The following is a 26099-nucleotide window of genomic DNA, read 5'->3' as shown; positions in this document are numbered from 1 at the left end:
TCTTCGGTGCCCGCCGCCGTTCCGTGATCCTGTTGCCACAGTCGTGTCAGCATTGGCGGCCGGGATGTGCGCGAATTGCACCTTGCTGTGGCGTCGGAACGATGGCTGTGGCGGCCCCGCGCTGATCAGCATCTTTCTACCATCTTCATCCCGCCCTGGTTGACGAAACTAATCTTGACGGTGGAAAGATTGTCATTGACCCGACCCGCTCGATGGTCCTATGTCTATCTTGACGATGGAAAGATGGGTGGCGCCTGTGCGGCGCGCGGAGGAGGCTGGTATGAAGGTATTCCTCACGGTCAAGCTGGCGCTGTTGCCGTTCGTCGCGTTCTGGGCGCTGCTGGCCTGGCACCAGCCCAGCTGGGCGGTGTGGTCGGCGCTGGGGCTGGCGCTCGCGGCCAATCTCTGGCGCGCCTACCGGGCCGAGCTTGCGGTTCTCGAGCTTGGAGGCCTGGCGCTGTTCGTGGTGCTGGCGATCGCCAACGACCTCGCGCCGAATTCCACGGCCGCGAACGGGGTGTGGCTCTCCTTTGCCGGGCTCGGGGTGATCAGCTTCGTCTCGCTTCTCGTCGGTCGCCCCTGGACCGCGGACTATTCCCGCGCCGCTTATTCCGAGAGCGCATCGACGCCCCAATTCCATTTGATCAACGTGCTGATGACGGGGCTCTGGGGCGTGCTCTTCCTCGTGCTCGGCATGTGCCGCTGGGCCGGCGTGGCGTCCTGGATCACGACGGCCATCGTCGTCGCGGGCGCGCTGGTGTCGATCTTCGGTCCGCGCTTTGCCATCCGCCAGGCGATCCAGCGCATGCGGGCGTCGCGCGAGGACTACCATTGGCCCGCGCCGGTGTTCGCCGCGCGTGCTGGCCTCGACTGCGACGTTGCGGTGATCGGCGCCGGCATCGGCGGCCTCACCGCCGCCGCGCTGCTCGCCGAATCCGGGCTCAAGGTGAAGGTGTTCGAACACCACGTCGTGCCCGGCGGCTTCTGCCACAGCTATCTGCGCAAGGCGCATCACGACAACAAGCCGGTGCTGTACCGCTTCGATGCCGGGCCGCATGATTTCTCCGGCGTCTGGCCCGGCGGTCCGGTCGATAGCGTGCTGCGCCGGCTCGGCGTCGCGGACAAGATCCAATGGAAGCGCGTCACCCATTCCTATCGTCTCGCCGGCCGCCGCATCGACGTGCCGGAGGATTGGCGCGCCTATGTCCGGCTGCTCTGCGACGCCTTCCCCGCCAGCGCCGACGGGCTCGTCCGGCTGTTCGATACGATCCACGCGATCTTCGAGAGCATGTATGCGACCGGCCGCGGCCGCAGCGGCATTCCGGGCATGCCGGACTCGCTGGAGGAGATGCTGGCCTTCCCGCGCCGGCATCCCCTGGCGTTTCGCTGGATGAACCGGCCGTTCGACGAACTGGTCGCCGCGCATGTCAGCGATCCCGAACTGATCGCCACTCTCAACGCGCTGTCGGGCTATCTCGGCGACGGCAGCGAACGGCTGAGCTGCGCCCAGATGGTCCCGATCTTCGGTTATTATTTCAAGGGCGGCTTCTACCCGGTCGGCGGCTCCGGGCACCTCGCCGATATGCTCAGCGCTGCGATCACGGCTCGTGGCGGCGAGGTGCAGCTGAAATCCAAGGTCACGCGCATCCTGGTCGAGCAGGGTCGCGCGGCTGGCGTCGAGCTCGGCAATGGCCGCACGGTCCGCGCGCAGGCGGTGGTGTGCAATGCCGATCTCGGCCGCACCTTCACCGAGCTGCTGCAGCCCGCCGATCTGCCGGCCGCGTTTCGCGAGCACGCCCGCGCGATCGAACCCGCCAATTCCTGTTTCTCCGTCCATGTCGGGCTCGACTTCGTGCCCGACATTGCGCCGGCGACCCATCTCGACACGCCGATGGGCATCGGCCTCGCGGTGATGTCCAAGCTCGATCCGTCGGCGGCGCCCGAGGGGCATTCGACGATGACCATCATCACCATCGTTCCCAATGACGATGCCAAGGACTGGTTTCCGCAGCAGGGCGGCGGTGACTGGAAGGAATGGCGGCGCTCGCAGGACTACGAGACGCGCAAGCAGCAGCTCGGCGACGCCATGATCGCGGCCGCCGAGACCATCATCCCCGGCCTGTCGCAGCACATCGTCTACCGGACCGACGCCAGCCCGGTGACCTATGCGCGCTACGATCTCGCCAGCGCCGGCGCGATCTATGGCGTGGCCCGGGCGGGACGGCTGAAGGGCGCCAAGGCCCCGCTGCGCAATCTGGTCATCGCCGGCGGCGGCAATTCCGGCGCGGGCGTCGAGGCGGTGGTCATCTCCGGTGCGGAGGCCGCGGAGGCGCTGCGGCCCGGCCTGTTGTCACGCAAGCCCGTGCCGGCCGAGAAGCCGCAGCCGGAGCTCGCGATGGCTTGACTGGCGTGCCGCCCGGCCGGTGAACGCCGCAGATCTCCACCGCTTCTTCGCGCGAAAGGCGAGACTGCGGTCTATTGCACGTTATATTCACCCCGCCAGCTTTGGGGGAGATGGCCGTGCGGTACCGTCACAGGCAATGGGGCGTCGTGGCCATCGCGACGTGCCTCGGATCGGGCGCGTTCGGCGCGGTGCTGTTGTGGAACGCGGACCACGGCAGCGTCGCCATGCTTCTGCTCGCAACCGAGCTCGTGATCGCGGTGCTGTTCTCGTCGCTGACGGTGGAGGTCGGCGATGGCGAGCTGCGCTGGTTCTTCGGCCCCGGCCTGTGGCGCTATCATGTTGCGCTCGACGCCATCACGGAGATCGCCGTCGCGCGTAACCGCTGGTGGCACGGGCTCGGCGTCGGCATCGTTTCGGGGACGCGCTTCTACACCGTATCCGGGCTCGATGCCGTGGAGCTGCGCATTGGCCGCGACGATGTCCGCCGCCTCGGGACCGATGATCCGCACGGGCTGGCGGCTGCGATCCGTGCGGCCTGCATCTCCCCGCGCCGGGTCGCTCAGGGCGTATAGAGATAGCGCAGCAACGTGCGGCCGACGGTCTCGAGGCTCTGCGCCGAGCACTGCTCGATCGTATCCTGCGTGGTGTTGAAATAGGGCTCGTAGTCGAAGTCGATGACCAGGAAGCTCGGAATGCCCGCCTGCTGCAGCGCCGTGTGGTCATCGCTGATCGGGTAGGACGTGAGCTCCGGCGAGAACGCCAGCGGCGCGATGCGGCTGCCGAGGCTCCAGAACTTCTTGACCTCCGGCAGTGCCGAGGCCACCGACGACGGCTCCGGCTGCAGCTTGAGATCCTTGTCGCAGACCATGTCGAAATCGACCGCCTTCTCCGGCTTGCGCGACGGGTAGTAGTCCTTCAGATTCGCTGCGAAATGCGGCGAGCCCAGCGCGTGCCAGGTCGGATCGCCGGCGCCGAGCGATTTCGGTCCCTCCTCGCCGTCGAAGAAGATCATGTCGATGCCGATGTCGAGCTTCGGCGACAGCGACAGCACGCGCGCCGTCTCCAGCAGCAGCGCGACGGCGGAGGCCGAATTGTTGGCGCCGGGCATCGGCGCGTCCGGCGATTTGGCGTCGCGATAGGCCTTGATGATGCTGTCGTAATGCGTGGCGACGATGACGCGGCGCGGGTTCTGCACCTGGAAGCGGGCGATGATGTTAGTGAGCGGGATCGCCTTGCCGTCATCGCCCTTGGCGGTGAAGCTCTGCGTCAGCACGGCATCGGCGGCACTCTTGGCCATCGCCGCCTTGATGTAGTCGATCGTCTGCTGATGGCCCGGCTCGCCCATCGCGCGCGGTGTGAAGCGCAGGAGATCGGCGATGACAGTCATCGCGCGCTGGCCGTCCCACAGCTCGATCTGCGGCTCCGCGGCCCGTGCTGCCGGCGATGCCAGGAGGAGGGCGGCCATTGCCGCGGTGGCTGTCCAACGAGGCCAGAACTCGGTCATCCGCAATCTCTTCAACGATGCAATCTCTTCAAAACGAACGTCAGGATGCCTTCTTGTCGAAGGGGATGAACAGGATGCCGGCGCAGCCAGCCAGGACCACGGCAAAGTAATAGGTGATCGCACGCGAGCCGATGGTCGGGATCAGCGCGAACGTCGTGACCAGCGTGCCGACGACATTGCCGATGGTCGAGACGCCGTAGACGAGACCGGCGACGCGGCCGGCCTCGTTGGCCGAGCGCGTCAGCAGGCTGACGGCGATCGGCGAGAACGTGCCCAGCAAGGTCAGCGGCACCAGCAGCAGCGCGGTCGACGCCATCAGCGTGGCGGTCGGACCGTCGCCGATGGTGTCGAGGATGTCGGCCATGACCGAATCGGCCGTCGCCGGCACCAGCGCCATGTAGGCCGCCGCGATCAGGATCATGGTGCCGATGGTGCGCGTCGTCGGCTGGCGGTCGACGATGGCGCTGCCGGCGAAATAGCCGATTGCGAGCGCGCACAGCACGGTCGAGATCAGGCTCGCCCAGGCGCCGATGCCGCTGCCGAAATAGGGATTGAGATAGCGGCTGCCGAGCATCTCGAAGCCCATCAGCACGCAGCCGACCAGGAAGGAGCAGAGATAGATCGCCAGCAGGCCTGCGCGGGAGACCGGCGCGCTCACGGCAGCTTCCTGTTGTGACGCTCGATGGTCTTCAGGGCCTCGACAGGGGCGAAGTCGTCGGTCAGCACCTTGGCCTTGGCGTCGATCACCTGGCCATTGTCGATGTCGATGCGCTTGCGCTGCGCCAGCATGTCGGCGAGCTTGTAGCGGAAGCCGAATTCCTTGTCGCGCTCTTGCGCGATGCCGGCGAGATCCTCGGGCTTCCGCTCGTCGCCGGGATAGGCGACCATGACGATGTTGCCACCGGCCTCGTAGAAGTCGACCTGCGGGAAGACGCTGTGAATGGTCTTGACCGCGGCATCGAACAGCATGGTCGAGGGCTCGACGTTCTGCGCCACCACGCCGCCCTCGGCGAGGTGGTCCTTGACCAGCTGGTAGAATTCCTTGGTCAAGAGATGGAACGGCACGAACGGACCGCGATAGGCATCGATCAGGATGATGTCGTAGCGCTCCTTGGATTCCTGCACGAACAGCCTTCCGTCGCGGTTGGCGACGTGGAAGTTCGGCTCCTCCTTGATGCCGAAATATTTCTTGGCAAGCTCCAGCACGGTCGGATCGAGCTCGACCGACGTCACCTGCACCTTGGGCAGGAAGCGATGCAGGTACCAGGCGGTACGGCCGCCGCCGAAGCCGATCTCCAGGATCGAGCGGATGTCCTTGGTGTACATCACGCTCGCGGTCATGAAGCGGGTATAGTCGACCGGCAGATCGAGCTCGTCGCGGGTGTTGTAGACGCTCTCGGTATAGATCCGCCGGTTATGGCCGAACGTCATGCTGCGGTAAGGCGCCTGCTCATAGACATAGATGTTGTTGTAGAGCGACTCCTTGGACTCCAGCAGATTGCGGGTGTCCTGCGCGCCTGCGGCGGCGATGGAGAGGAAGCTTGCGAGCGCGCCTGAAATGACCGACCGGATGAGCATCGACGTTTCTATTTCCCTCGGCTGAAATTGGGCGGGCGTGCCCGGCTGGGCGGCCCGGTGTCGCAGGACGGCTGTCCCGCGCCCACGAGCTGCGCTCAGGCACGACCAATACGGCGATCCCGAGGCCGGTTCCGCATCGGCGCCGCTCTCTTAGACCATTGGCTGCCTCCCGGATAGTCAATCCGCCGCTCCCAACGGGGGTGTGATCGGGCCGGCACGCCCCCGCCTCAACCGGCATCATGCAGCGGCGTTCCCCATCGTCGTCCCGTCACAATACCGGGTGGCGTCGTGCCGCGGCGGGCTGTCTCGTCCAAGGACCGACGGGAGGCTTCCGGTCGGTGTCCGGGTCTGCTATGGAGGCGGCGAAGCAGGTGCACTTCGGTGCAGGCTCCGGTCCCGTAGCTCAGCTGGATAGAGCGGCGGTTTCCTAAACCGTAGGTCGCATGTTCGAGTCATGCCGGGATCGCCATCTGCCGCAGCCTTGCGCGCGCAGATCTCCAGCTCAAGCCGTTGTGTACTTGATCCGGCCCGTTCGGGAATCGGGTGGAGCACCTCGTTACGATCGAGGCACCTTCAGGGCGAGACGGGCGGCCTGAGCCCTCTCCGCGCGGCGCGCGACCTCGCCGCCGAGATGCATCACCTGGAGAGCTACCCATGCATACGACGATCGAGCCGGGCATCCTCTACTTCGGAACGCCCGTGGTCCTCATCAGCACGGTCAACGAGGACGGCAGCTGCAATCTCGCGCCGATGTCCTCTGCGTTCTGGCTCGGCTGGCGCTGCATGCTGGGCCTCGCCGCCGGATCGAAGACGCCGCAGAACATGCGGCGTACCGGGGAGTGCGTGCTGAACCTGCCGTCGGTCGATCTCGTCGCCGCGGTCGATCGCCTGGCGCTGACCACGGGATCTGATCCGGTGCCGCCGATGAAGCAGCGCAAGGGCTATCGCCACCAGCCGGACAAGTTTGCGAAGGCGGGGCTGACGGAGATCGCGTCCGAGACCGTCGCGGCGCCGCGCGTTGCGGAATGCCCGGTCCAGCTCGAGGCGCGGGTCGAGGCGGTGCATGGCATCGCCGATGACGATGCGATCCTGAAGGGGCACATCCAGTGCTTCGAGGTCCGCGTGCAGCGGGTCCATGTCGATCCGGCCATCCTGATGGACGGTGCCCGCGACCGCATCGATCCCGACAAATGGCGGCCGCTGATTATGAGCTTCCAGCAGTTCTATGGCCTCGGCCCGCGCGTTCACGATTCGCGGCTCGGGACCATTCCGGAAGCGGCCTATCGCACGCCCGATGTCGACCGCGCCCGCACGGCGGCGACCCGGCTGCAGGCCGCGGCGGGCTGACGACACGGCTTGCTCGAGGCAATGAGAAAGCCGCGTCCTTTCGGACGCGGCTCGATAAGACGGCGCACCGTCGGCTCACCATTGATATTTGATGCGCCCGGTCCCGGCCCATGACGTGGCCGACGGCGCGAACTGGCCGTCGATCTGGCCGGACAGCGTGAGATGCGAGGTCAATGCGACCTCGGCGACGCCGGACAACAGCGCTGAGTTCGCCGCGATCCGTGCGCCCGTCGTGACGAAGCTCGCGCCGGGCAGGGTCTGGAAGGTCGCGGTCACCGAGGCGTCGCGGTTGGTGTCGTGCGCCCAGGCGGCGCGGCCGCGCATCAGGAACGTCTCGGAGACACGGCGGTCGGCCCAGAGGCCGAGCTCGGTGCGCGGCAAGGTCGAATCCCGCGCGGCGAAGGTGAGCGCCGAGCCGCCGGCGCCGAGCGAGCTGGTCTCGGTGTAGGACGGGCTCCACACCTGCTGCAGCTGCACGGCGGCATAGGGCGTCAGGCCACCGAAACCGAGATCGAAGCGATAGCCGGTCTCGGCGCGTGCCGCGAGGGTCGGCGCCGTGTAGCTCGCGCGCAGCGTCTCGACCGCGCCGGTGGCGAGGCTGCGGGTCGTCGACATCCAATGCGCGCCGGCAGCAAGACTGCCGGACACGTACGCTTGGCCGAAGCGCTTGGTCGCATAGGCCGCGGCCTGGATGAAATCCGAGCTGCCATAGCCGCCGCCCTGTGCGACGTTGAAGCTGGTCTGGCCGCCGGACAGCGCGAAGCCGACCGTCATGTCCGGTGCGAGCCGATAGTCGGCGCCGGTGGCGAGGCCGTAGATCGTGGACGACACATCCTGGCTGCCCGCCACGGCATCGCCGCCGATCCGGCCGCCGCCGCCGAACGCCGCGCCCCACACCGCCCAGCTCGGCTCGACCGGCATCGCCTTGGCGAACATCCGCGACGCCTTGGCCGCCGCGCCGGCATCGGCCGCGGCATAGGACATCATCGGCGAGCCGTCGTTGCCCGCTCCGAAGCCGTTCGTACGGCCATTGCCGCCGAAGTCGAGCGCGGTGGTGAGGAAGCCGGTCATGCTCTGGCTGAGGCTCGCGGTCGCCGCCGGCGCGCCTTGGCTGGCGAGCTGGTTGAACGTCGCGCCGAGCCCTGCCGCGCTCTGGAAGTAGATCGACTGCAGTGAGACGGGCAGTGTGCCGCCCTTGTTGACCGCATTGCTGAGCGCGGCATAGACCTGCCGGCCGTTGCTGCTCACGCCGGTCGCCGGCAGCGATGGCAGTGCCGCCTGGTTGAGGGCGACATAGGCGTTCTGGCCGTCATAGCTCAGCGTCGGCGTGACGTTGGTGGTGCCCGCCATCGTGTAGCTGAAGCCGGAGAACTTGCCGTTGATGCCCGATCCAGTCGAGACGATCGCGACCTTCGTTCCTGTCGCGTAGACGCCGCTGGCGAAGCTCGCCGTGACCTGTCCGTTCAGCGTCGCCGTGCCGGACACGCCGGTGGAGCTGAAGCTGCCGGGCGTGAACTGCAGCGCGTAGGTCGCGCCGGTGGTGAAGGCGAGGCTGCCGAGCACCGTGAGCTGGCCGGCCTGGCCGGTGAGGCCGGTCACCGCCTGATAGCCCGGCGCGAGCGTGCCGGCCACCGTGACGCCGCCGAGCGTGCCGAGGCCGCTCAGGGTGGCACCCGCGCCGACGCTGATCGGGCTCGTGACCGCGGCGCCGGCCGCGACCACCAGCGCGCCGCCGTTGATCGTGGTGCCGCCGCTGTAGCTGTTGTTGCCGGCGAGCACCAGCGTGCCCGATCCGCTCTTGGTCAGCGACCCCGTGCCGGAGATGTCGTTGCTCCAGATGTCGAACGCATTGTAGCCGCCCTGCGCCGCATCCATGTTGACCGCGACGGGGCTGTTGAACGCGCCATAACCATAGGTCGCCTTGTAGAGGTTGATGCGGCCCCAGCCGTCCCAGGTGTTGCCGTCGAGCAGCGCATAGCCGGACGCCAGCGCCGTCGTTTTCAGGATCTCGGTGCGCTGCGCATCGCTCAGATAGGGAAAGCGCGTCAGCAGCAGCACCTGCGCCTGCACCGGCACGTTCTCCGGCAGGGTGGTGCTGACGCCGGCGAGTTGCAGGCCATAGGTCATCCGATAGGTGTAGCTCGACGGATCGGTGCTCGAGAGATTGATGTCCTTCGAGGCCGCGGTGATCGCGGCCGCGCCGCCCTGCGCCTGCAGGATGCAGGCCTGCACGCTGACGGTGCCGCAGGACTGCGACAGATAGGACTGCGTCTGGGTATAGGCCTGGTAGACCGCGTAGGCAGAGGTGTTGGCGGGATTGGTCCAGTCGATCCGGTCGCCGTTGGAATCATACAGCGCGTTGTAGATGTTGGTCGCCGCGATCGCGGTCGCGAACACGCGGCCGCCGATGACGTCGAGCGGCGAATGCATCCCGGCGAGGATGCGGTTGTTGCCGAGATCGGCCGCGCGCGCCAAGAGGCTCTGATATTCCTGCGGCACCAGGAAGGCGAGCCCGAGCGCCTGGGTGTAGCCGGAATTGGTGTGCCCGCTGATGAAGCCGCCATCGGCATAGGGGTTGGTGCTGTTGATGATCTGCAGCAGCGGCGTCGGCACGTTGACGTCGGTCGACAGCCGGTAGGGCCGGGCGGCGGCACCGATGCCGGGGACGTAGTCGCCGACATTGAACTGTGTCGGCTGCAGCACGCCATTTGTGATGGTGCCGACATTGGGCACCGTCAGATAGCCCAGGCTGGTGCCGTTCGCGGTATTCTGCGCGTCGATCATCGCCTGGGTCACGGTGAAGCCGCGCACCCAGTTGGTGGCGTTGCCATAGACCGCGGGGATCGTGAGGTTGCCGTAATAAGTGGGGACGACGATGTTGGCGGTGTCGGCCGTGGTCAGTCCGCTCTTGGTGGTGGCGTTGTAGTTGCCGAACGCCGCCGCGAGCGGGCTCACCGTGGTCTGGTTCACCGAGGCGCCGAACGCGGCGGGGTTGGTCACCGGCGCGGTCGAGCCCATGTAGCGCTCGAAGGTGCGCTTTGACGGCTCGGTCGACGAGTTGGCGCGCACGACGTTGTTGACGAAGTTCACGGCGGAGGCGAGCGGCGTCGCGGTGCCGTTGCCGAAGCTGGTCGCGCCCCAGCTCGCGCTGTTCAGATAGTTGATGTTGGACTGGAAGTTCTGCAGCGTATACGGCGCATAGGTGGTCGGCGTCAGGCTGTTCGGCGTGGTGCCGCTGGCCGAGGCGCCGGTGCCGGTCATGAAATAGCCGGTGAGCACGCCGAGCCCGTTCAGCACGCTGTATTGCTGGCTGGTGCGGTCGTCATGGATCGCCTCCAGCGTCTGCGCCGCGGTGCGCGCATTGGTCATGCGGATCACGGTCGCGAGGTTCTGCTCCATGACGCCTGTGCCGTTGGTCAGCGTCGGATCGTTCAGCATCAGGTTCGTGTAGGAATCGACCACGTTGACCATGGTCGAGCCGACCGTCGCGGTGCTCGAATTGGTGAAGTTCACCGGCGGGGTGGTGGGGATGTCGCCGGCCTTGGCGGCGATCGGCAGCAGCGCCGAGCCCAGCGCGGCATATTTCCAGAACTTCAGATACGCAGACGACGACATTCCGTATGGTCCCCAGACAAAGAAGATCGATGCCGGAGACGCCTTGGAATCCGGCGGGACCCCCGCCGCCGCATCTGCGGCGTTTTGTCCCGCCGCCGTCACTATTGGCGGTTTGTTTCAGATTCTTAACGGTTTGTTAGCGACGTCCTTTCGTCGGTGTCTGTCGTCGCAAAGACACACAATTCCAGGGGCATTGCGATGGCCTCTGCTCCGTGCAGCGCGAGTCTTGCTAACGATCCGATGCAGATGGAGCGGGGCTGATGATCAGGGTTGTGCTCGCCTCCAGTGCAGATCTTCGCTCGCTCGCGCATCGTGCCCACGCCTGAAATGCGCGCGCCACACGTTCAACTTGGCATCTGGGTGCGAGACGTGGGGACATCATGGGGGCTGTTTCTGTCGAGCGGCTGCTGATCGAGGCGGCTGATCACTACAATGCCGGGCGGGCCGGTCCGGCCAGGGTTCTCTGCGGCGATATTCTCGACGCCGCACCGGCTCATCTTCCGGCGCTGCATCTCTCCGCGATTCTTGCCTTTGCCGACGGCCGTATGGCCGACGGTGCCGAGCTGCTGGCACGCGTGTTCGCACGCGATCCCAACCATGCGCCGGCCTATGTGACGCTCGGCGACGCGCTCGCCGTGAAGGGTGAGCGCGAAGGCGCTGCCGACGGCTTTGCGCGCGCCGCGGCGTTGCGGCCGCACGATGCCGCCGTTCACAGCAAGCTCGGCAGCGCGCTGCTGGAGCTTGCGCGCTTCACCGAGGCTGAAGCCGCCTATCGCCACGCGCTGGCGCTCGATCCGGCCTTGTTGCGCACGCGCTGGAATCTTGCGCTCGCCTTGAACCGGCAGGGTCGGCCTGCCGAGGCGGAAGCGGCCTATCGCGAGCTGCTCGCGCGCGATCCATCCTATGCCGGTGCGTGGCGGGCGCTGGCGCATGTGCTCGCCGATCAGGCCAGATACGACGAGGCTGTCCCGGCTTATCTGCACGCGCTGGCCGCGCAGCCGGCCGATGCCGGCCTCCATCTCGCGCTCGGCGATGTGCTCTACAAGCAGCGCGCCTACGCCGATGCGGCGATCCACTACCGCCGCGCCGGCGAGCTCACGCCCGGCGACGCCAATGCCGCGCGGCTGCTGGGCCACGCGCTGCACGAGGCCGGCCGCCCGGCCGAGGCCGTCGAGGCCTACCGCCGCGCCGCGATGCTCGCCCCCACCGATGTCGTCGTGCTCAGCAATCTCGCCGCCTGCCTGTGCGGGACGGGCCATCTCGACGCCGCGATCGCGGCCTGCGAGCACGCGCTGGCCTTGCAGCCCGATCACGCCCCGGCGCATACCAATCTCGGAATCATCCATGAGATGCGCGGCGAGATCGATGAGGCCGTCGCGGCGCATCGCCGCGCGATCGCCGCCGATCCCGTCTATGCCAAGGGTCACGCCAATCTCGCGGTGGCGCTACGCAATGCCGGCGACATCGACGCGGCGCTGGCGGCTTCGCACACAGCGGTCGCGCTCGCGCCGGACAATGCGCTGGCGCGCTACAATCATTCGCATTTTCTGTTGATGTGCGGGGACCTCGTCAACGGCTTTGCCGAGCATCGCTGGGGCCGCGACTGTCCTGATCTCTCCGCGGGCATGCCACGCTTCGATATGCCGGAATGGCAGGGCGAGCCGCTCGGCGGGCGCACGCTGCTGCTGTTCGCTGAATACGGCATCGGCGATGCGCTGCAATTCGTGCGCTATGTGGATCGCGTCAAGACGATGGGCGGCAACATCGTGCTGCAGGTGCAGCCGGCGATCGCGCCGCTGCTGCGCAGTCTCGCCGGCGTCAGGGTTGTCGCGCGCGGCGAACCGCTGCCGCCATTTGACCTGCAGCTGCCGCTGATGGATCTGCCGCGCATCTTCGGCACGACATTGGAGACCATCCCGGCGGACGTGCCCTATCTCGCCGCAGATCCCATCAAGGTTGCGGCCTGGCGCAACGTGCTCGGACACGCGCCGCAGCTCAAGGTCGGCATGGTCTGGGCCGGCAATCCCAGGCACAAGGGCGACCGCCAGCGCTCGCTGGCGGCCAGGGACGTGCTGCCGCGGCTGGTCACGCCCGGCGTGCAGCTCTACTCCCTGCAGAAGGAGCCGCGGCCGGATGATGCACCCGCGCTCGCCGATCTCGGCAGCGACGTCGTCGACCTCGCACCGCTGCTCGGGGATTTCGCCGAGACCGCAGCCGCCGTGGCCGCGCTCGACCTCGTCATCTCCGTCGATACCTCGGTGGCGCATCTCGCCGGCGCGCTTGCGAAGCCGGTGTGGGTGCTCCTGCCCTATGCGCTCGACTGGCGCTGGCTGCGCGACCGTGCCGACACCCCGTGGTATCCGACCATGCGGCTGTTTCGTCAGGAGCGGCCGATGGCGTGGGACAGTGTCCTGGCGCGGACGGCCGCGGATCTGGCGCGGGTCGTTGCGGGCGAGCGTGAGTTGCTGCTGCCCGTCGCAATGGATGCATGCTGAAAGGGACTGCGTGGTGAGGGGCGCTCTGTCCAACTCTCCGCTGTCGTCCCGGGCGTAGACCCGGGACCCATCACCCCGGCCGCTGTTTGGCGAAGAACGACGCCCAGCGTGCGCCACAGACAGATCACGCGGTATGGGTCCCGGCGCGGAGGCCGGGACGACAGCGGTGTTTGTTGCGCGACTGACGCTCCTCAAGCGCGACCAAAGCCATGATCATCAGGCCGTAGCCGCCAACAGCTCCCTCACCCGCGGCACCACCACCCTGCCATACAGCTCGATGCTGCGCATCAGCTTCGCATGTGGCAGCGGCCCCGCCGAATATTTCAGCTGGAAGCGCGACAGGCCGAGGGCCTTGATGGTCGCGGCGATCTTCTGCGCCACCGTCTCGGGCGAGCCGACATAGAGCGAGCCGTGGTCGGCCTCCTGGACGAACTCGTCGCGGCCCATCGGCGGCCAGCCGCGCTCGCGGCCGATGCGGTCGCGCATGGTCTTGTAGTCCGGCCACAGCTCCTCGCGTGCCTGTTCGTCAGTGTCGGCGACATAGCCCGGCGAGTGCACGCCGATCGGCTTGGTCTCGCGGCCGAACTGCTTGATCGCACGATGATACAGCTCGACATAGGGCGTGAACCGCTTCGGGTCGCCGCCGATGATCGCGAGCATCAGCGGCAGCTCGTAATGCGCCGCGCGCACCACCGATTCGGGACTGCCGCCGACGCCGATCCAGGCCTTCAGCCGTCCGTGCTCCACTGGCGGATAGACCAGCTGATCCCTGAGCGGCGGGCGCAGATTGCCCTGCCATGTCAGCGGCTGCTGCGGCAGCAAGCTGACGAACAGATCGAGTTTCTCCTCGAACAGCGCCTCATAATCCTTGAGGTCGAAGCCGAACAGCGGGAAGGATTCCGTGAACGAGCCGCGGCCGAGGATCACCTCGGCGCGACCGTTCGAGACCGCATCGAGCGTCGAGAACCGCTGGAACACGCGGATCGGATCGTCGGAGCTCAGCACCGTCACCGCCGAGCCAAGCCTGATTTTCGTGGTGCGCGCCGCGATCGCCGCCAGCGCCACCTCCGGCGCCGAGATCGCGAAGTCGCCGCGATGGTGCTCGCCGAGCCCGATGAAGTCGAGCCCGAGCTGGTCGGCCAGCACGGCCTCCTCGACCACGTCGCGGATCACCTGGGCATGCGCGGCCATGGCGCCGTCGGTGCCGCGCGTGACGTCGCCGAACGTGTCCAGGCCGAATTCGATTGCTGTGGTCATGTCTCATTCCGTTGCGTCGGGCCGTCATAGGGCCTCCGGCTCTGAACTGGAAGGCCGGAGCCGGATTGCAAGCGGGCCGTGGCGAAACACAGGGTTTCGGCTGCGACAAGGCTCCGTCCTCGAACGCCTGGTCGCAGCCTCCCCCGTCATACCGGGTTCAAGGCCTTCGGCCTTGGCCCGGAATGACGGCGGTTGTGGCGAGGATGGCGAGACCCGGGCCAGGATCAAAAATTTCTCTTTCGTTTTTCCAGAAGGTGTGCTCTATTGCGTCCATCCTGCCTCATCGATGAGGGGCGTACGCGCGGTCGTCACGAGACGCGAGGCGGGGATGCGGTGGCCGTGTCGGATCGCAGCGTGGCTTTGTCGCGCCGACGAACGATTTGATGCGGACAGTCAAGTCGCGTGGTCCTGGCCTCCCGATGCTGAGGTCAAGCCGGAGCTGGTGCGGAAGCGCACCGCGCCGACGATGGGGGCAAGACAGCCGGTCCCCAGGGAGATCGCGAAGCAGCTGTAAGCCCATCGCGCAGGGAATGCCGGTGATCGGCTGCACCTGTGGTTCCTGCCGCCTGCATTTCTTCTGCAGGCGGGCCATGGGTGAGGCCTTCACCCGGCATTCCCTGCGCCCTCACGTTTTCGAGGGTGTTCGATCCGGACAAAGCTCGGGCGCAACCGGCCGCGAGAGCGTGGGCGCATGGCCGATGCGACGCAACGGCTTGCCGCGCCTTTAAAGCGATCATGCCATGCCAAAAAATGGGCGTGTGAGCGGGCCGCGCGTCACGTAGGCTCAGTCCGCTCTCTTACACATACGCGGGATCACGTGCATGGCTTCAGGCGTCGACTATCAGATCTTCGAGGCGGGCGACGTGGTGCTGCAATCGGGCGTGGTGTTCCCGTCGCTGCGGTTGGCTTACAAGACCTACGGCACGCTGAATGCCGCCAAGGACAATGTCATTCTCTATCCGACCTCGTTCGGTGCGCAGCATTTCGACACCGAATGGCTGATCGCGCCCGGCGGCGCGCTTGATCCCGACAGCTACTTCATCATCATTCCGAACCTGTTCGGCAACGGCCTGTCGTCGTCGCCCTCAAATACACGCGAGCTGTTAGGCGACGCGCCGTTCCCGCCCATCAGCTATCACGACGCGGTCGCGGTGCAGCGGCGGCTCGTAGAGGAGCAGTTCGGCATCAGCCGGATCGCGCTGGTCTATGGCTGGTCGATGGGCGGCATGCAGGCCTATCACTGGGCCGCTTGTCATCCCGAAATGGTCGAGCGCGCCGCGGTCGTCTGCGGCAGCGCGCGCTGTTCTCCCTACAACCATTTGTTCCTCGACGCCGTGAAGGCGGCGTTGACGGCCGATCCCGCGTTTCGCAGCGGCCGCTTCGTCGAGAAGCCGGTGGCGGGCCTGTGCGCGATGGGGCGCATCTACGCGGGCTGGGCGATGTCCTACGAGTTCTATCGCGACGAGGTCTGGCGCGAGCAGGGTTTTGCGTCGCAGGAGGACTATCTCGCCGCCACCTGGGACACCGCCTTCGCGCATCGCGACGCCAATAATCTGCTGGCGCAGATCGCGATCTGGCAGGGCGGCGACATCAGCAGATGCGCCACCTTCGGCGGCGATCTCGATCGTGCGCTCGGCGCCGTCACCGCGCGCATGCTGCTGATGCCCAGCCGGACCGACCGCTATTTCGACTGGCGCGACAATGAGCGCGAGCTGCCCAAGCTGACCAACGCCCGCTCGGCGGAGCTGCGGCCGATCCCGTCGATTCATGGCCATCGTGCCGGCAATCCGATCCGAATCCCGGCCGATCGCGATTTCATCAACGCCAACGTCTCAACCCTGCTTCAGAGCTGACACCAGAGTCCGACATGACCGATGTGCCCACTGACGAGTTCGCGCCACGCCCGAAACTGCTGACGCCGGCGATGTTGCAGGAGCTGGCCCGGCGCTCCAACGTCCGAGGCGCATTGCGCTCGCTTAGTCACTACGGCGCGGTCGTCATCGTTGGCACCCTGATCGGGCTGATTTCCTCTGCCTACGGCGTCCTGTTGGCGCTGCCATTGATGCTGCTGCAGGGCGTGCTCGTCGCGTTCCTGTTCATGGTGGTGCATGAGACCGCGCACAAGACCGCGTTCGACAGCCGTGCGCTCAACGTTGCGGTCGGCAACGTCTCAGGCTTCCTGATCGGGCTTCCCTACGAATATTACTGCCTGTTCCATTGGGAGCATCATCGCCACACCCAGGACCCGGATCGGGACCCGGAGCTGATCGTCGGCCCCAAGCCGCGCTCGGAGACGCAGCTCGCGATCGCCTATTCCGGCCTCGTCCAGGTCGCCGGCCGGCTGCGGCTGCTGGTGAGGCATGCCGTCACCGGCAACGTGACGGTGCCGTGGGTGCCGGCCGGTCGCCGTGCCGCCATCGTGCGCGAGGCGCGTGTCTATGTTACTGGCTACGCGCTGTTGCTGCTCGGCTCGCTCGCGCTGCACAGTGCGCTGTTGCTGTGGGTCTGGGTGCTGCCGCTGCTGCTCGGCCAGTTGGTGCTGCGGCCCTATCTCTATGCCGAGCACACCGGCTGCGACCACGCCCGCAGCGCCTTCCAGAACACCCGCACCACCTTCACCACACGCGCCGTGCACTGGCTCGCCTGGAACATGCCCTATCACGTCGAGCACCACGCCTATCCGTCAGTGCCGTTCCACGCGCTGCCGAAGCTGCACGAGATCGTCGATGGCGAGATCACGCATCGCGGGGCCGGCTACATCGACGTGACGCGGCAGACACGCGCGTGGTTTCGCGCGCAGTGGATGCGAGAGCCTGAAGCAGGATGAGTTTGTATTCGAGCCATCGCCAAGCGGACGGTGCACCCTCTCCCGCAAGGGGAGAGGGTGCAGTCATTGGCACCGTACAGGTGCTGTGGCGGCGGCGCTTAGTTCATCGCCAGCGCTCGCGCATGCGCGCTCCGAGATCGATCCGCGGCCCCTGGCTGGCATACGCCGTGCCGGGCTGCACTTTCGGCCAATTGGTCCGCTCGAACAGCGGCACCAGTGCCTCGGGAATGAACCGCGTGCGCGAGGCATAGACATGACGATCGCCGCGCACCGGCTGGCCATGGACGAAGAAGCGCTGCGGCACCAGCAGATGCAGATCGTCCTTGGCGCGGGTCATCGCGACATAGAGCAGCCGGCGCTCTTCCTCCAACTCGGCGCTCGTCCCGGCGCCGAGATCGGACGGCATGCAGCCGTCGACGACGTTGAGCACGTGCACCGAATTCCACTCCATGCCCTTGGCGGAATGGATGGTGGAGAGGATCAGATAGTCCTCGTCGAGCAGCGGCACTCCGGCCTGGTCGGAGGTCGCGTCGGGCGGGTCGAGCGTCAGTTCGGTGAGGAAACGCTCGCGCGACGGATAGCCGCTCGCGATCTGCTCGAGCTGCAGCAGATCGGCGGTGCGGACCTCCGCGTCCTCATGAACGCGTTCGAGATGCGGCTGATACCAGAGCCTGATACGCTCGAGATCTGCGGGCCATTCCGAAAGCCGCAACTGCTCCAGCGTGCGCACGAACGCCGTCCAGTCGTCGCCGGCGCGGGCGGGCGCCGGCTGCGCGGACAGACGCGCGATCGGATCGGCGCCGTCGCTGACGGCATCGAGCAGGCGCTGCGCGGAGGCCGGGCCGATGCCGGGAATGAGATGCAGCACGCGGAAGCCGGCGATGCGGTCGCGCGGGTTCTCGACGAAGCGCAGCAGCGCCAGCACGTCCTTGACATGGGCGGCATCGAGGAACTTCAAGCCGCCGAACTTCACGAACGGAATGTTGCGGCGCGTGAGCTCGAATTCGAGGGGACCGCTGTGCGAGGACGTCCGGAACAGCACGGCCTGCTGCTTCAGCACGATGCCTTCCTCGCGTTTCGCCAGCACCTGCTCGACGATGTAGCGCGCCTGGTCGGTCTCGTCGCGCACCGTGACCAGTTGCGGCTTGCGGGACGCAACGCGATCCGTCCACAGATTCTTGGTGAAGCGCTCCCGCGCCAGCCCGATCACGCCATTCGCCGCCGAGAGGATCGGCTGCGTCGAACGGTAGTTGCGGTCGAGCGTGATGATGTCGGCGCGCGGGCTGAACTGATCGGGAAATTCGAGGATGTTGCGCACGGTAGCGGCGCGGAACGCGTAGATCGACTGCGCGTCGTCGCCGACCACGGTCAGCCCCGCGCCATCAGGCTTCAACCCCAACAGGATCTGCGACTGCAGCCGGTTCGTATCCTGATATTCGTCGACCAGCACGTGGTCGAAGCGGTCGCCGATCTCCCGGGCGATGGTCTCGTCCGCCATCATCTGCGCCCAGTAGAGCAGCAGATCGTCGTAGTCGAGCACGGCATTGGCCTGCTTGGCCTCGACGTAAGCCGCGAACAACCCCTTCAGCTCGGCCGCCCATTCCGCGCACCAGGGAAAGTGCCGTACCAGCGCCTCGTCGAGCGGCATGTCGGCATTGATGCAGCGCGAGTAGATCGCAAGGCAGGTGCCTTTCGTCGGGAACCGCCGCTGCGTGTTGGAGAGGCCGCGCTCATGCCGCACCAAATTCATCAGGTCGGCGGAATCCTCGCGATCATGGATCGTGAACACTGGATCGAGGCCGACGCGCTCGGCATGCTCGCGCAGCATCCGCGCGCCCAGGCCGTGAAACGTGCCGGCCCAGGTGAGCGCGGCCGTGATTGCTTCGGCCTTGCCGGCCAGCACCTTGCGGGCGATGCGCTCGACCCGCCGGCTCATTTCGCTGGCGGCGCGGCGCGAGAACGTCATCAACAGGATTCGACGCGGGTCGGCGCCGTTGACGAGGAGATGCGCGACGCGATGCGCCAGCGTGTTGGTCTTTCCCGAACCCGCGCCGGCGATGATCAGCAGCGGCCGGCCCGGCGCAGCAAAGGCGCCGCCATGCTCGACCGCGCGGCGTTGCTCCGGATTCAGATCGTCGAGATATGTCGCAGCGGTGGCCTGCACGAATCGTCCTCAGCCGTTAAGAATCTGCGATTTGCTCCGCATGTGCAACGAGATGCCACGGTCGCGACAGCGTTTTACATGATTCGCAACCAGTCTTTTTTGTCACGGTTGCCCACAGAGCGTCGGACTGCCGCTTGCGCTGGCGCGCGTGCACTCCTATCCAATCAGCCCCGTCACGAATCTCGGAAGAACACCGTGCCGAATTTTGCCGCCATCATCGCCGCTGAACTCTCCGTCAGGGATGCCCAGGTCCAGGCCGCGATCGACCTGCTCGACGGCGGCGCGACCGTTCCGTTCATCGCGCGCTACCGCAAGGAAGCGACGGGGATGCTGGACGACACGCAGCTGCGCAATCTGGAAGAGCGGCTGCGCTATCTGCGCGAGATGGACGTGCGGCGTACCGCGATCATCGAGAGCATCAAGTCGCAGGGCAAGATGACGCCGGAGATCGAGCTGGCGCTCGCGACCGCCGACACCAAGGCGCGTCTCGAGGATATCTATCTGCCGTTCAAGGAGAAGCGTCGCACCAAGGCGCAGATCGCCAAGGAGGCCGGGCTCGAGCCGCTCGCCGACATGCTCATCGGCGATCCGATGAAGGCTCCGGAAGTCGAAGCGAAGGCGTTCATCAAGAAGGACGGCGACAATCCGGTCAAGGACGTCAAGGCGGCGCTGGAAGGCGCCCGTGCGATCCTGGTCGAGCGCTTCGCCGAGCATGCCGACCTCGTCGGTTCGCTGCGTGAGGAGATGTGGGGCCGCGGCGGTGTCAAATCGTCGGTGCGGCACGGCAAGAAGACTGAGGGCGCCAAGTTCGCCGACTATTTCGATTTTTCCGAGCCGTTCACCAAGCTGCCCTCGCACCGCATCCTGGCGATGCTGCGCGGCGAGAAGGAAGAGGTGCTGCAGCTCGATTTCGGCGATGGCGAGCCGGAGGATTCCAAGGACCCGACGCTGTATGAGAACCGCATCGCGGTGACGTTCGGCATCTCGCGCCAGGGCCGCCCCGCCGATCAGTTCCTGTCCGACTCCGTGCGCTGGGCCTGGCGCACCCGCATCAAGACCTCGCTCGCGCTCGATATCCGCATGCGGCTGTGGCAGGAGGCCGAGAAGGAAGCGGTGCGCGTGTTCGCCGCGAACCTGCGCGATCTCCTGCTCGCAGCCCCCGCCGGCGGCCGCGCCACGCTCGGGCTCGATCCGGGCTTCCGCACCGGCGTCAAGGTCGCGGTCATCGACCGCACCGGCAAGTTCGTCGATCATGCCACGATCTATCCGCACGAGCCGCAGCGGCAGTGGAACGAGAGCATGCTGACCCTGGCGCAGCTCTGCATCAAGCATCGCATCGATCTGGTCGCCATCGGCAACGGCACCGCCTCGCGCGAGACCGAAAAGCTGGTCAACGATCTGATGAAGCTGAAGCCGGATCTCAAGCTGACCAAGGCGATCGTGTCGGAAGCCGGCGCGTCGGTCTATTCGGCCTCGGAATTCGCCGCCAAGGAATTCCCCAATCTCGACGTCTCGATCCGCGGCGCGGTGTCGATCGCGCGCCGCCTGCAGGATCCCCTCGGCGAGCTCGTCAAGGTGCCGCCGGCCTCGATCGGTGTCGGCCAGTATCAGCACGACCTCAATCAGTATGAGCTCGCGCGCGCGCTCGATGCCACCGTCGAGGACTGCGTGAACGCGGTCGGCGTCGATCTCAACACCGCCTCGGCGCCGCTGCTGGCGCGCGTCTCCGGCATCGGCGAGAGCTTGGCGCAGAACATCGTCGCGCATCGCGATTCCAACGGCCCGTTCCCGACGCGTGACAAGCTGAAGGAAGTGCCGCGGCTCGGGCCGAAGGCGTTCGAGCAGTGCGCCGGCTTCCTGCGCATCCGCGACGGCGACAACCCGCTCGATGCGTCGGGCGTGCACCCGGAATCCTATCCGATCGTGAAGAAGATCCTCGAGGCGACCAAGAGCGACATCAAGGCGCTGATCGGCGAGACCAAGACCTTGAAGGCGCTGAGCCCGGCGAAGTTCGCCGACGAGCGTTTCGGCGTCCCGACCGTCACCGACATCATCAAGGAGCTGGAGAAGCCGGGACGCGACCCACGTCCCGAGTTCAAGACCGCGACCTTCCAGGAAGGCGTCGAGAAGATCACCGATCTCAAGCCGGGCATGATCCTGGAGGCGACGGTCACCAACGTCGCCGCCTTCGGCGCCTTCGCCGATATCGGCGTGCACCAGGACGGCCTGATCCATATCTCGGCGATGTCGGAGAAGCGCATCAACGACCCGCGCGAGGTGGTGAAGCCGGGGCAGGTCGTGAAGGTCAAGGTGCTCGAGGTCGACGTGCCGCGCAAACGCATCTCGCTGACGCTTCGGCTGTCCGATCCGCTGCCGGCGAAGGGCGAGAAGCGGACCAGCGCGCGTCCGCCTGCGGCGGCGCGCATGACCACGCGCGAGGAGAAGCCGTCCGGCGGCGGTGCGTTTGCTGCCGCCATGGCCAAGGCGGCGGAGCGGCGCAAGGGCGTCTGAGGTTGCGCGCATGACGTACCGGTGCCGCGCAGGACAGGTCCCCTGTGCGGCGTCATGCCATTCGGCGTCGTGCCCTTGCCGTCTTCCGGATCGACGCGATCACGCGTATCCTGATCGGCACGCTGCGCGCGAGGACCTGGCATGACGAACCGCATTGTGACCATCGCGGGGGCCACCGGCCTCATCGGCCGGGAGCTGCTTCGCGGCCTGCTTGCCGATCCGAGCGTGGATCACGTGCATGTCGTCGGCCGCCGGGCGCCGCCGGATGCGTCGCCCAAACTGACAGCCCATGTCGTGGATTTCGCGGCGCTGCCGCCTCTGCCGCCGGCCGACGAGCTGTATCTCGCGCTCGGGACCACCATCAAGGTGGCCGGCAGCCAGGCGGCCTTTCGCGCCGTCGATCACGACGCCAATCTCGCCGTCGCCAGGGCTGCGCTCGCAAGTGGCACCAAACGCGTCGGGCTGGTCAGCGCCATGGGTGCCGATGCCAAGTCGCGCATCTTCTACAGCCGGGTGAAGGGCGAGCTCGAGGACGATCTGACCGCGCTCCCATTCGAGGGCCTCGTCATCGCGCGGCCCTCGCTGCTGGTCGGTCCGCGGGCGGAGCTGGGGCAGCCGAGCCGGCCCGGCGAGGAATGGGGCAACACGCTGAACGGGATCATCGGCTTCCTGATTCCGGCGAACTACAAGCCGATCGAGGCGCCGGACGTCGCGAATGCGCTGCTTGCCGCCGTCCCGTCGGTCGTGGGGACGAAGATCCTGATGTCGGGCGCGATGCGTCGATAATCCAGTCCGCCGCCGTTGCGGAACTGCGCAATCATCTTATTTAGGAAAAACGGAATTGATGTGGCGCGCTCGCCGCTTGCTGTGCGCTGCACTTCCTCGTCGCCGGGACATCTCCGCAACTACAAAGTTCCTTGTCCGGAACGCGCCCCGGAGTTCCAGGTCCCGTAGTTCTCCGGCAGTGAAACACCTGAGCTGATCAAGTTTTCCTTAATCCGAAGCAGGTGTCATCGGCTGAGTTGAATCGAATCGCTCAGCATTCGCCGTCCCGGAAGCATTTCAGGAAAATCGATGACGTTGCGCAGCCTCACAGCTCGATCCCTTTCGTTCGGCACCACCCTCAGCACAGCTCTCTCCCTCATCGTCGGCTTTACCAGCGCAGGCGTCGGCGCGGCCCTCGTCGGCGAGACCAAGCGGGTCGCGCTGGAGCAGAAGGGGCCGTCGAGCACGGACACGCTGAAGGCGCTGTACCGCCGTCCGTTGACGATCCCTTTCCCGAAGGACAACGCCTACACGCCCGAGAAGGCGGCGCTCGGCAAGAAGCTCTATTTCGACACGCGGCTGTCGGTCTCGATGGCGCAGTCCTGCGCCAGCTGCCACAGCCCGAGCTACGGCTGGGGTGACGGCCTTGCGGTGGGCGTCGGCAATGGCATGAACAAGCTCGGCCGTCATTCGCCGACCGTCGTGAATGCAGCCTGGGGCGAGATCTTCATGTGGGACGGCCGGCTGGCGACCCTGGAGGAGCAGGCGCTCGGCCCGATCCAGGCCGCGGGTGAGATGAACATGCCGCTGGATCATCTGATGCAGCGTCTCAACGCGATCCCGGAATACAAGCCGCTGTTCGAGGCTGCCTTTCCGCGCGACGGCATGACGCCGAAGACGCTCGCCAAGGCGATCGCCACCTATGAACGCACCGTCGTTTCGGAGCGCGCGCCGTTCGACGCCTGGATCGACGGCGACGAGAAGGCGATCTCCGAGGAGGCCAAGCGCGGGTTCGCATTGTTCAATGGCAAGGCGCAGTGCGTGACCTGCCATGAAGGCTGGAACTTCACCAATGACGGCTTCCAGGACATCGGGTTGCCGAGCAAGGACATCGGCCGCGGCGAGTTCGCGCCCGGCGTGATCAAGATGCAGCACGCCTTCAAGACGCCCGGCCTGCGTGAGATCACGCGACGCGCGCCGTTCATGCATGACGGCTCGCTGGCGACGCTCGAACAGGTGGTGGACCACTATGACAGCGGCGGCGTCGATCGGCCGAGCCGGTCGGACCTGATGCGCCCGCTCGGGCTGACGGCTCAGGACAAGGCTGATCTCGTCGCGTTTCTGAAGACTCTCACCAGCAATCTCACCCCGACGGCAGCTCCGGTGCTGCCGCGCTAACGATGGGAATCAACATGTATCGCGCACGAACCATTCTCGCCCTCGCCGTTCTCGCGGGCCTCTCCACCGGCGCGCTGGCCGCCACTCAGGTCATCCATCAGCAGGGGCGCGTCTTCTCCTCGGAGAGCGTAACCGTGAAGAAGGGCGATGCTCTCACCTTCCTCAATGACGATACGATCCCGCACAACATCATGTCCACGAGCAAGGGCAACGAGTTCAATCTCGGCTCCCAGGCGCCCGGCTCCTCGACCGACGTGGCGTTCAAGGAGGCGGGGGACGTTGCCGTCATCTGCGCCATCCATCCGCGCATGAAGATGGCTGTCAAGGTCGTCGACTGAGCCCTGTCTACCAAATCCCGTCGACCAAGTTCTGTCTAACAAGTCCTGTCTAACAAGTCCTGGAGCACTGAGAAATGTCGATCCGGTTGAGGATCCTCGCAGTCCTGAGCATCATGCTCACATTGGCCTGCGGCCTGGCGCTCTACGGTCTGCGGGGCATCACCTCGGCCGGCGATCTCGTGGTCCGTCTCTATGACGGCCCGCTGATGGCGATCAATCACGCTCGCTCGGTGCATGCCGAGCTCAACGCGGCGCTACTCGTCCTGAACCGGGCGGAGAGCGTCGGAACATCGAAGGCGGCGGGAGAAAGGTTCGAGAAGCTCGTCAAGGCGATGTTGGAAGACCTCGACATCGTCCGCGAGCGCGTGAAATCGAACGGCGTCGATACCGCGCGCGAGCAGGCGACCAGGAGGCTGCGTGATTGGTCCGATGCCGCGCTCAAGATCCTCAAGCCGGCGCCGGACGGTGCCACGGAGATTCCCACCACATTCCTGCTCAGCAAGCTCGGCAACGAGGCGCTGGCGAGCGTCGACGACCTGGTCGAGCTGGTCGCGGCTTACGGTTATGAATATCGCAACGAGGCCGAGGCTCATGTTGCGGGCTCGCGCACGATGATGATGACAGCTTCGGGCGCCACGCTGGTGCTCGGCATTCTGCTCGCGCTCGGCTTCGCCTACTCCTTGAGCCGGCCGATCATCTCGCTCGAAAAGGCGATGATCCAGCTCGCCGACGGCAATTTCGACGTCGTGCTCCCGGGCGTGCGGCGCAAGGACGAGATCGGTCACGTGGCGCGCGCGGTGGAGCGCTTCAAGCTGCTTGCGGCCGAGCGGGCGCAGCGCGAGGCCGAAGCGAAGATCGACCAGGATCAGCGCGCGGCCGAGCAGCGCAAGGCAGACATGCATCGCCTGGCAGACACGTTCGAGCAGGCGATCGGCGACATCGTCAGAACCGTGTCCGCGACGTCGGACAATCTGGAGTCCTCGGCGACGACGCTGACAGGAACCGCCGATCGTGGGCGCGAGCTCGCGGAAGTCGTCGCCGGTGCCTCGGAGCAGGCGTCCAGCAACGTTCAATCGGTGGCGTCGGCGACCGAGCAGCTGTCATCCTCCGTCAACGAGATCAGCCGGCAGGTGCAGGAGTCGGCGCGCATGGCCGGCGATGCCGTCGACCAGGCCCGGACCACGACCGACCGTGTCGGCGAGCTGTCCAAGGCGGCGAACCGCATTGGCGACGTCGTCGAGCTGATCAATGCAATTGCCGGTCAGACCAACCTGCTTGCGCTCAATGCGACCATCGAGGCGGCCCGCGCGGGCGAAGCCGGTCGCGGCTTCGCGGTGGTCGCCTCCGAGGTGAAGGCCCTGGCCGAGCAGACCGCCAAGGCGACCGGCGAGATCGGCCAGCAGATCGCAGGCATCCAGGCGGCGACCCAGGAATCGGTGACTGCGATCAGCCAGATCAGCTCGACGATCGAGCGGCTGTCCGAAGTGTCGTCGACGATCGCGTCGGCAGTGGAACAGCAGGGCGCCGCGACCCAGGAGATTTCGCGCAACATTCAGCACGCGGCGCACGGTACACAGCAGGTGTCGACGAACGTCACCGACGTCAGGCGCGGTGCGGCCGATACCGGCCAGGCCTCGTCCAGCGTTCTGTCCGCGGCGCAGTCGCTCGCCAATGACAGCAAGCGGCTCCGTACGGAGGTCGACAGATTCCTCGCGACAGTGAGAGCGGCCTGAACCTGCTGCGCGGCGTCGTTATCGTGAGTTACTAATCAAGTCTAAATAGCAGGACTTAGTACGGCGCCGGCCGCGTCTTAACGTCTTAACCATCTCTCGCTGCTAACTCTGCGTCCGGGATAACGAGTGCGGTGTGTCATGCGCAGACAGCTTCTTGAATTTT

At 66.4% G+C, this 26099-nt stretch carries 17 protein-coding genes and 1 tRNA gene; 12 read left to right on the top strand and 6 right to left on the bottom strand.

What is annotated here, in order from left to right:
* The first annotated feature begins 280 nt into the window (after window positions 1-280).
* Window positions 281-2404: a phytoene desaturase family protein gene (locus tag S58_RS34240; protein ID WP_015670023.1), complete on the top strand. Its 2124-nt coding sequence runs from the start codon at window positions 281-283 to the stop codon at window positions 2402-2404.
* Window positions 2405-2514: 110 nt separating this feature from the next.
* Window positions 2515-2976, top strand: coding sequence for a hypothetical protein (locus tag S58_RS34235; RefSeq protein ID WP_042340419.1), 462 nt, complete (start codon window positions 2515-2517; stop codon window positions 2974-2976).
* Here S58_RS34235 and S58_RS34230 read toward each other — a convergent pair.
* Genes S58_RS34230 through S58_RS34220 form a run of 3 tightly spaced genes read right to left on the bottom strand, consistent with a single transcriptional unit; the run spans window position 2964 to window position 5486 of the window.
* On the bottom strand, window positions 2964-3908 hold the full coding sequence (locus S58_RS34230) for a M28 family peptidase (RefSeq protein ID WP_015670021.1): 945 nt from the start codon (window positions 3906-3908) through the stop codon (window positions 2964-2966). The genes S58_RS34235 and S58_RS34230 overlap by 13 nt on opposite strands.
* Window positions 3909-3948: 40 nt before the next feature.
* Window positions 3949-4566, bottom strand: a complete 618-nt coding sequence (locus S58_RS34225) for a fused MFS/spermidine synthase (RefSeq protein ID WP_015670020.1) — start codon at window positions 4564-4566, stop codon at window positions 3949-3951.
* Complete coding sequence (locus S58_RS34220; RefSeq protein WP_015670019.1) at window positions 4563-5486, bottom strand: spermidine synthase; 924 nt, start codon at window positions 5484-5486, stop codon at window positions 4563-4565. The genes S58_RS34225 and S58_RS34220 overlap by 4 nt, the downstream gene beginning before the upstream one ends.
* Before the next feature lie 392 nt (window positions 5487-5878).
* On the opposite strand from S58_RS34220, the gene S58_RS34215 reads away from it, so the two are divergent.
* Window positions 5879-5955 (top strand) — tRNA-Arg (locus S58_RS34215).
* Between the two features lie 185 nt (window positions 5956-6140).
* Window positions 6141-6833, top strand: a complete 693-nt coding sequence (locus tag S58_RS34210) for a flavin reductase family protein (protein WP_015670018.1) — start codon at window positions 6141-6143, stop codon at window positions 6831-6833.
* 75 nt (window positions 6834-6908) lie between these two features.
* Here the strand turns inward: S58_RS34210 and S58_RS34205 are convergent, their stop codons facing one another.
* Window positions 6909-10448, bottom strand: a complete 3540-nt coding sequence (locus S58_RS34205; RefSeq protein ID WP_015670017.1) for an autotransporter domain-containing protein — start codon at window positions 10446-10448, stop codon at window positions 6909-6911.
* A gap of 380 nt (window positions 10449-10828) precedes the next feature.
* Here S58_RS34205 and S58_RS34200 point away from each other — a divergent pair, with 380 nt between their 5' ends.
* Window positions 10829-12943, top strand: a complete 2115-nt coding sequence (locus S58_RS34200) for a tetratricopeptide repeat protein (RefSeq protein WP_015670016.1) — start codon at window positions 10829-10831, stop codon at window positions 12941-12943.
* Between the two features lie 216 nt (window positions 12944-13159).
* On the opposite strand, the gene S58_RS34195 is transcribed toward S58_RS34200, so the two are convergent.
* Window positions 13160-14200 (bottom strand): LLM class flavin-dependent oxidoreductase, encoded by a 1041-nt coding sequence (locus S58_RS34195; protein WP_015670015.1) that lies wholly within the window; start codon window positions 14198-14200, stop codon window positions 13160-13162.
* 821 nt (window positions 14201-15021) lie between these two features.
* Between S58_RS34195 and S58_RS34185 the strand changes: the two genes are divergently transcribed.
* Complete coding sequence (locus S58_RS34185) at window positions 15022-16053, top strand: alpha/beta fold hydrolase (protein WP_015670014.1); 1032 nt, start codon at window positions 15022-15024, stop codon at window positions 16051-16053.
* A gap of 14 nt (window positions 16054-16067) precedes the next feature.
* A complete protein-coding gene (locus S58_RS34180; RefSeq protein WP_015670013.1) occupies window positions 16068-17027 on the top strand; it encodes a fatty acid desaturase in 960 nt (319 codons plus the stop codon).
* Window positions 17028-17130: 103 nt separating this feature from the next.
* On the opposite strand, the gene S58_RS34175 is transcribed toward S58_RS34180, so the two are convergent.
* Window positions 17131-19191 (bottom strand): ATP-dependent helicase, encoded by a 2061-nt coding sequence (locus S58_RS34175; protein WP_015670012.1) that lies wholly within the window; start codon window positions 19189-19191, stop codon window positions 17131-17133.
* A 195-nt stretch (window positions 19192-19386) separates the two neighbouring features.
* Between S58_RS34175 and S58_RS34170 the strand changes: the two genes are divergently transcribed.
* The 5 genes from S58_RS34170 (at window position 19387) to S58_RS34150 (ending at window position 25936) form a co-directional block, all read left to right on the top strand.
* Complete coding sequence (locus S58_RS34170) at window positions 19387-21702, top strand: Tex family protein (protein WP_015670011.1); 2316 nt, start codon at window positions 19387-19389, stop codon at window positions 21700-21702.
* A gap of 141 nt (window positions 21703-21843) precedes the next feature.
* Window positions 21844-22488 carry a Rossmann-fold NAD(P)-binding domain-containing protein gene (locus tag S58_RS34165; RefSeq protein WP_015670010.1) on the top strand — a complete coding sequence of 215 codons (645 nt, stop codon included), beginning with the start codon at window positions 21844-21846 and terminating at the stop codon, window positions 22486-22488.
* Between the two features lie 288 nt (window positions 22489-22776).
* Window positions 22777-23865: a cytochrome-c peroxidase gene (locus tag S58_RS34160; protein WP_015670008.1), complete on the top strand. Its 1089-nt coding sequence runs from the start codon at window positions 22777-22779 to the stop codon at window positions 23863-23865.
* A 14-nt stretch (window positions 23866-23879) separates the two neighbouring features.
* On the top strand, window positions 23880-24203 hold the full coding sequence (locus S58_RS34155; protein WP_042340416.1) for a plastocyanin/azurin family copper-binding protein: 324 nt from the start codon (window positions 23880-23882) through the stop codon (window positions 24201-24203).
* Window positions 24204-24277: 74 nt separating this feature from the next.
* Window positions 24278-25936, top strand: a complete 1659-nt coding sequence (locus tag S58_RS34150) for a methyl-accepting chemotaxis protein (protein ID WP_015670006.1) — start codon at window positions 24278-24280, stop codon at window positions 25934-25936.
* Window positions 25937-26099 lie beyond the last annotated feature (163 nt).

This window comes from Bradyrhizobium oligotrophicum S58 (genome assembly GCF_000344805.1).
Lineage (GTDB): Bacteria > Pseudomonadota > Alphaproteobacteria > Rhizobiales > Xanthobacteraceae > Bradyrhizobium > Bradyrhizobium oligotrophicum.
The sequence above is the reverse complement of the archived record's forward strand: the minus strand, read 5'-3'. Positions and strand labels throughout refer to the sequence as shown.

Bases quoted from the DNA above. Each gene is read 5' to 3' on its own strand.
- S58_RS34195 (WP_015670015.1), bottom strand. From the start codon at position 14,200: ATGACCACAGCAATCGAATTCGGCCTGGACACGTTCGGCGACGTCACG.
- S58_RS34200 (WP_015670016.1), top strand. From the start codon at position 10,829: ATGGGGGCTGTTTCTGTCGAGCGGCTGCTGATCGAGGCGGCTGATCAC.
- S58_RS34155 (WP_042340416.1), top strand. From the start codon at position 23,880: ATGTATCGCGCACGAACCATTCTCGCCCTCGCCGTTCTCGCGGGCCTC.
- S58_RS34220 (WP_015670019.1), bottom strand. From the start codon at position 5,486: ATGCTCATCCGGTCGGTCATTTCAGGCGCGCTCGCAAGCTTCCTCTCC.
- S58_RS34210 (WP_015670018.1), top strand. From the start codon at position 6,141: ATGCATACGACGATCGAGCCGGGCATCCTCTACTTCGGAACGCCCGTG.
- S58_RS34205 (WP_015670017.1), bottom strand. From the start codon at position 10,448: ATGTCGTCGTCTGCGTATCTGAAGTTCTGGAAATATGCCGCGCTGGGC.
- S58_RS34230 (WP_015670021.1), bottom strand. From the start codon at position 3,908: ATGACCGAGTTCTGGCCTCGTTGGACAGCCACCGCGGCAATGGCCGCC.
- S58_RS34185 (WP_015670014.1), top strand. From the start codon at position 15,022: ATGGCTTCAGGCGTCGACTATCAGATCTTCGAGGCGGGCGACGTGGTG.
- S58_RS34160 (WP_015670008.1), top strand. From the start codon at position 22,777: ATGACGTTGCGCAGCCTCACAGCTCGATCCCTTTCGTTCGGCACCACC.
- S58_RS34165 (WP_015670010.1), top strand. From the start codon at position 21,844: ATGACGAACCGCATTGTGACCATCGCGGGGGCCACCGGCCTCATCGGC.
- S58_RS34180 (WP_015670013.1), top strand. From the start codon at position 16,068: ATGACCGATGTGCCCACTGACGAGTTCGCGCCACGCCCGAAACTGCTG.
- S58_RS34235 (WP_042340419.1), top strand. From the start codon at position 2,515: ATGGCCGTGCGGTACCGTCACAGGCAATGGGGCGTCGTGGCCATCGCG.
- S58_RS34150 (WP_015670006.1), top strand. From the start codon at position 24,278: ATGTCGATCCGGTTGAGGATCCTCGCAGTCCTGAGCATCATGCTCACA.
- S58_RS34240 (WP_015670023.1), top strand. From the start codon at position 281: ATGAAGGTATTCCTCACGGTCAAGCTGGCGCTGTTGCCGTTCGTCGCG.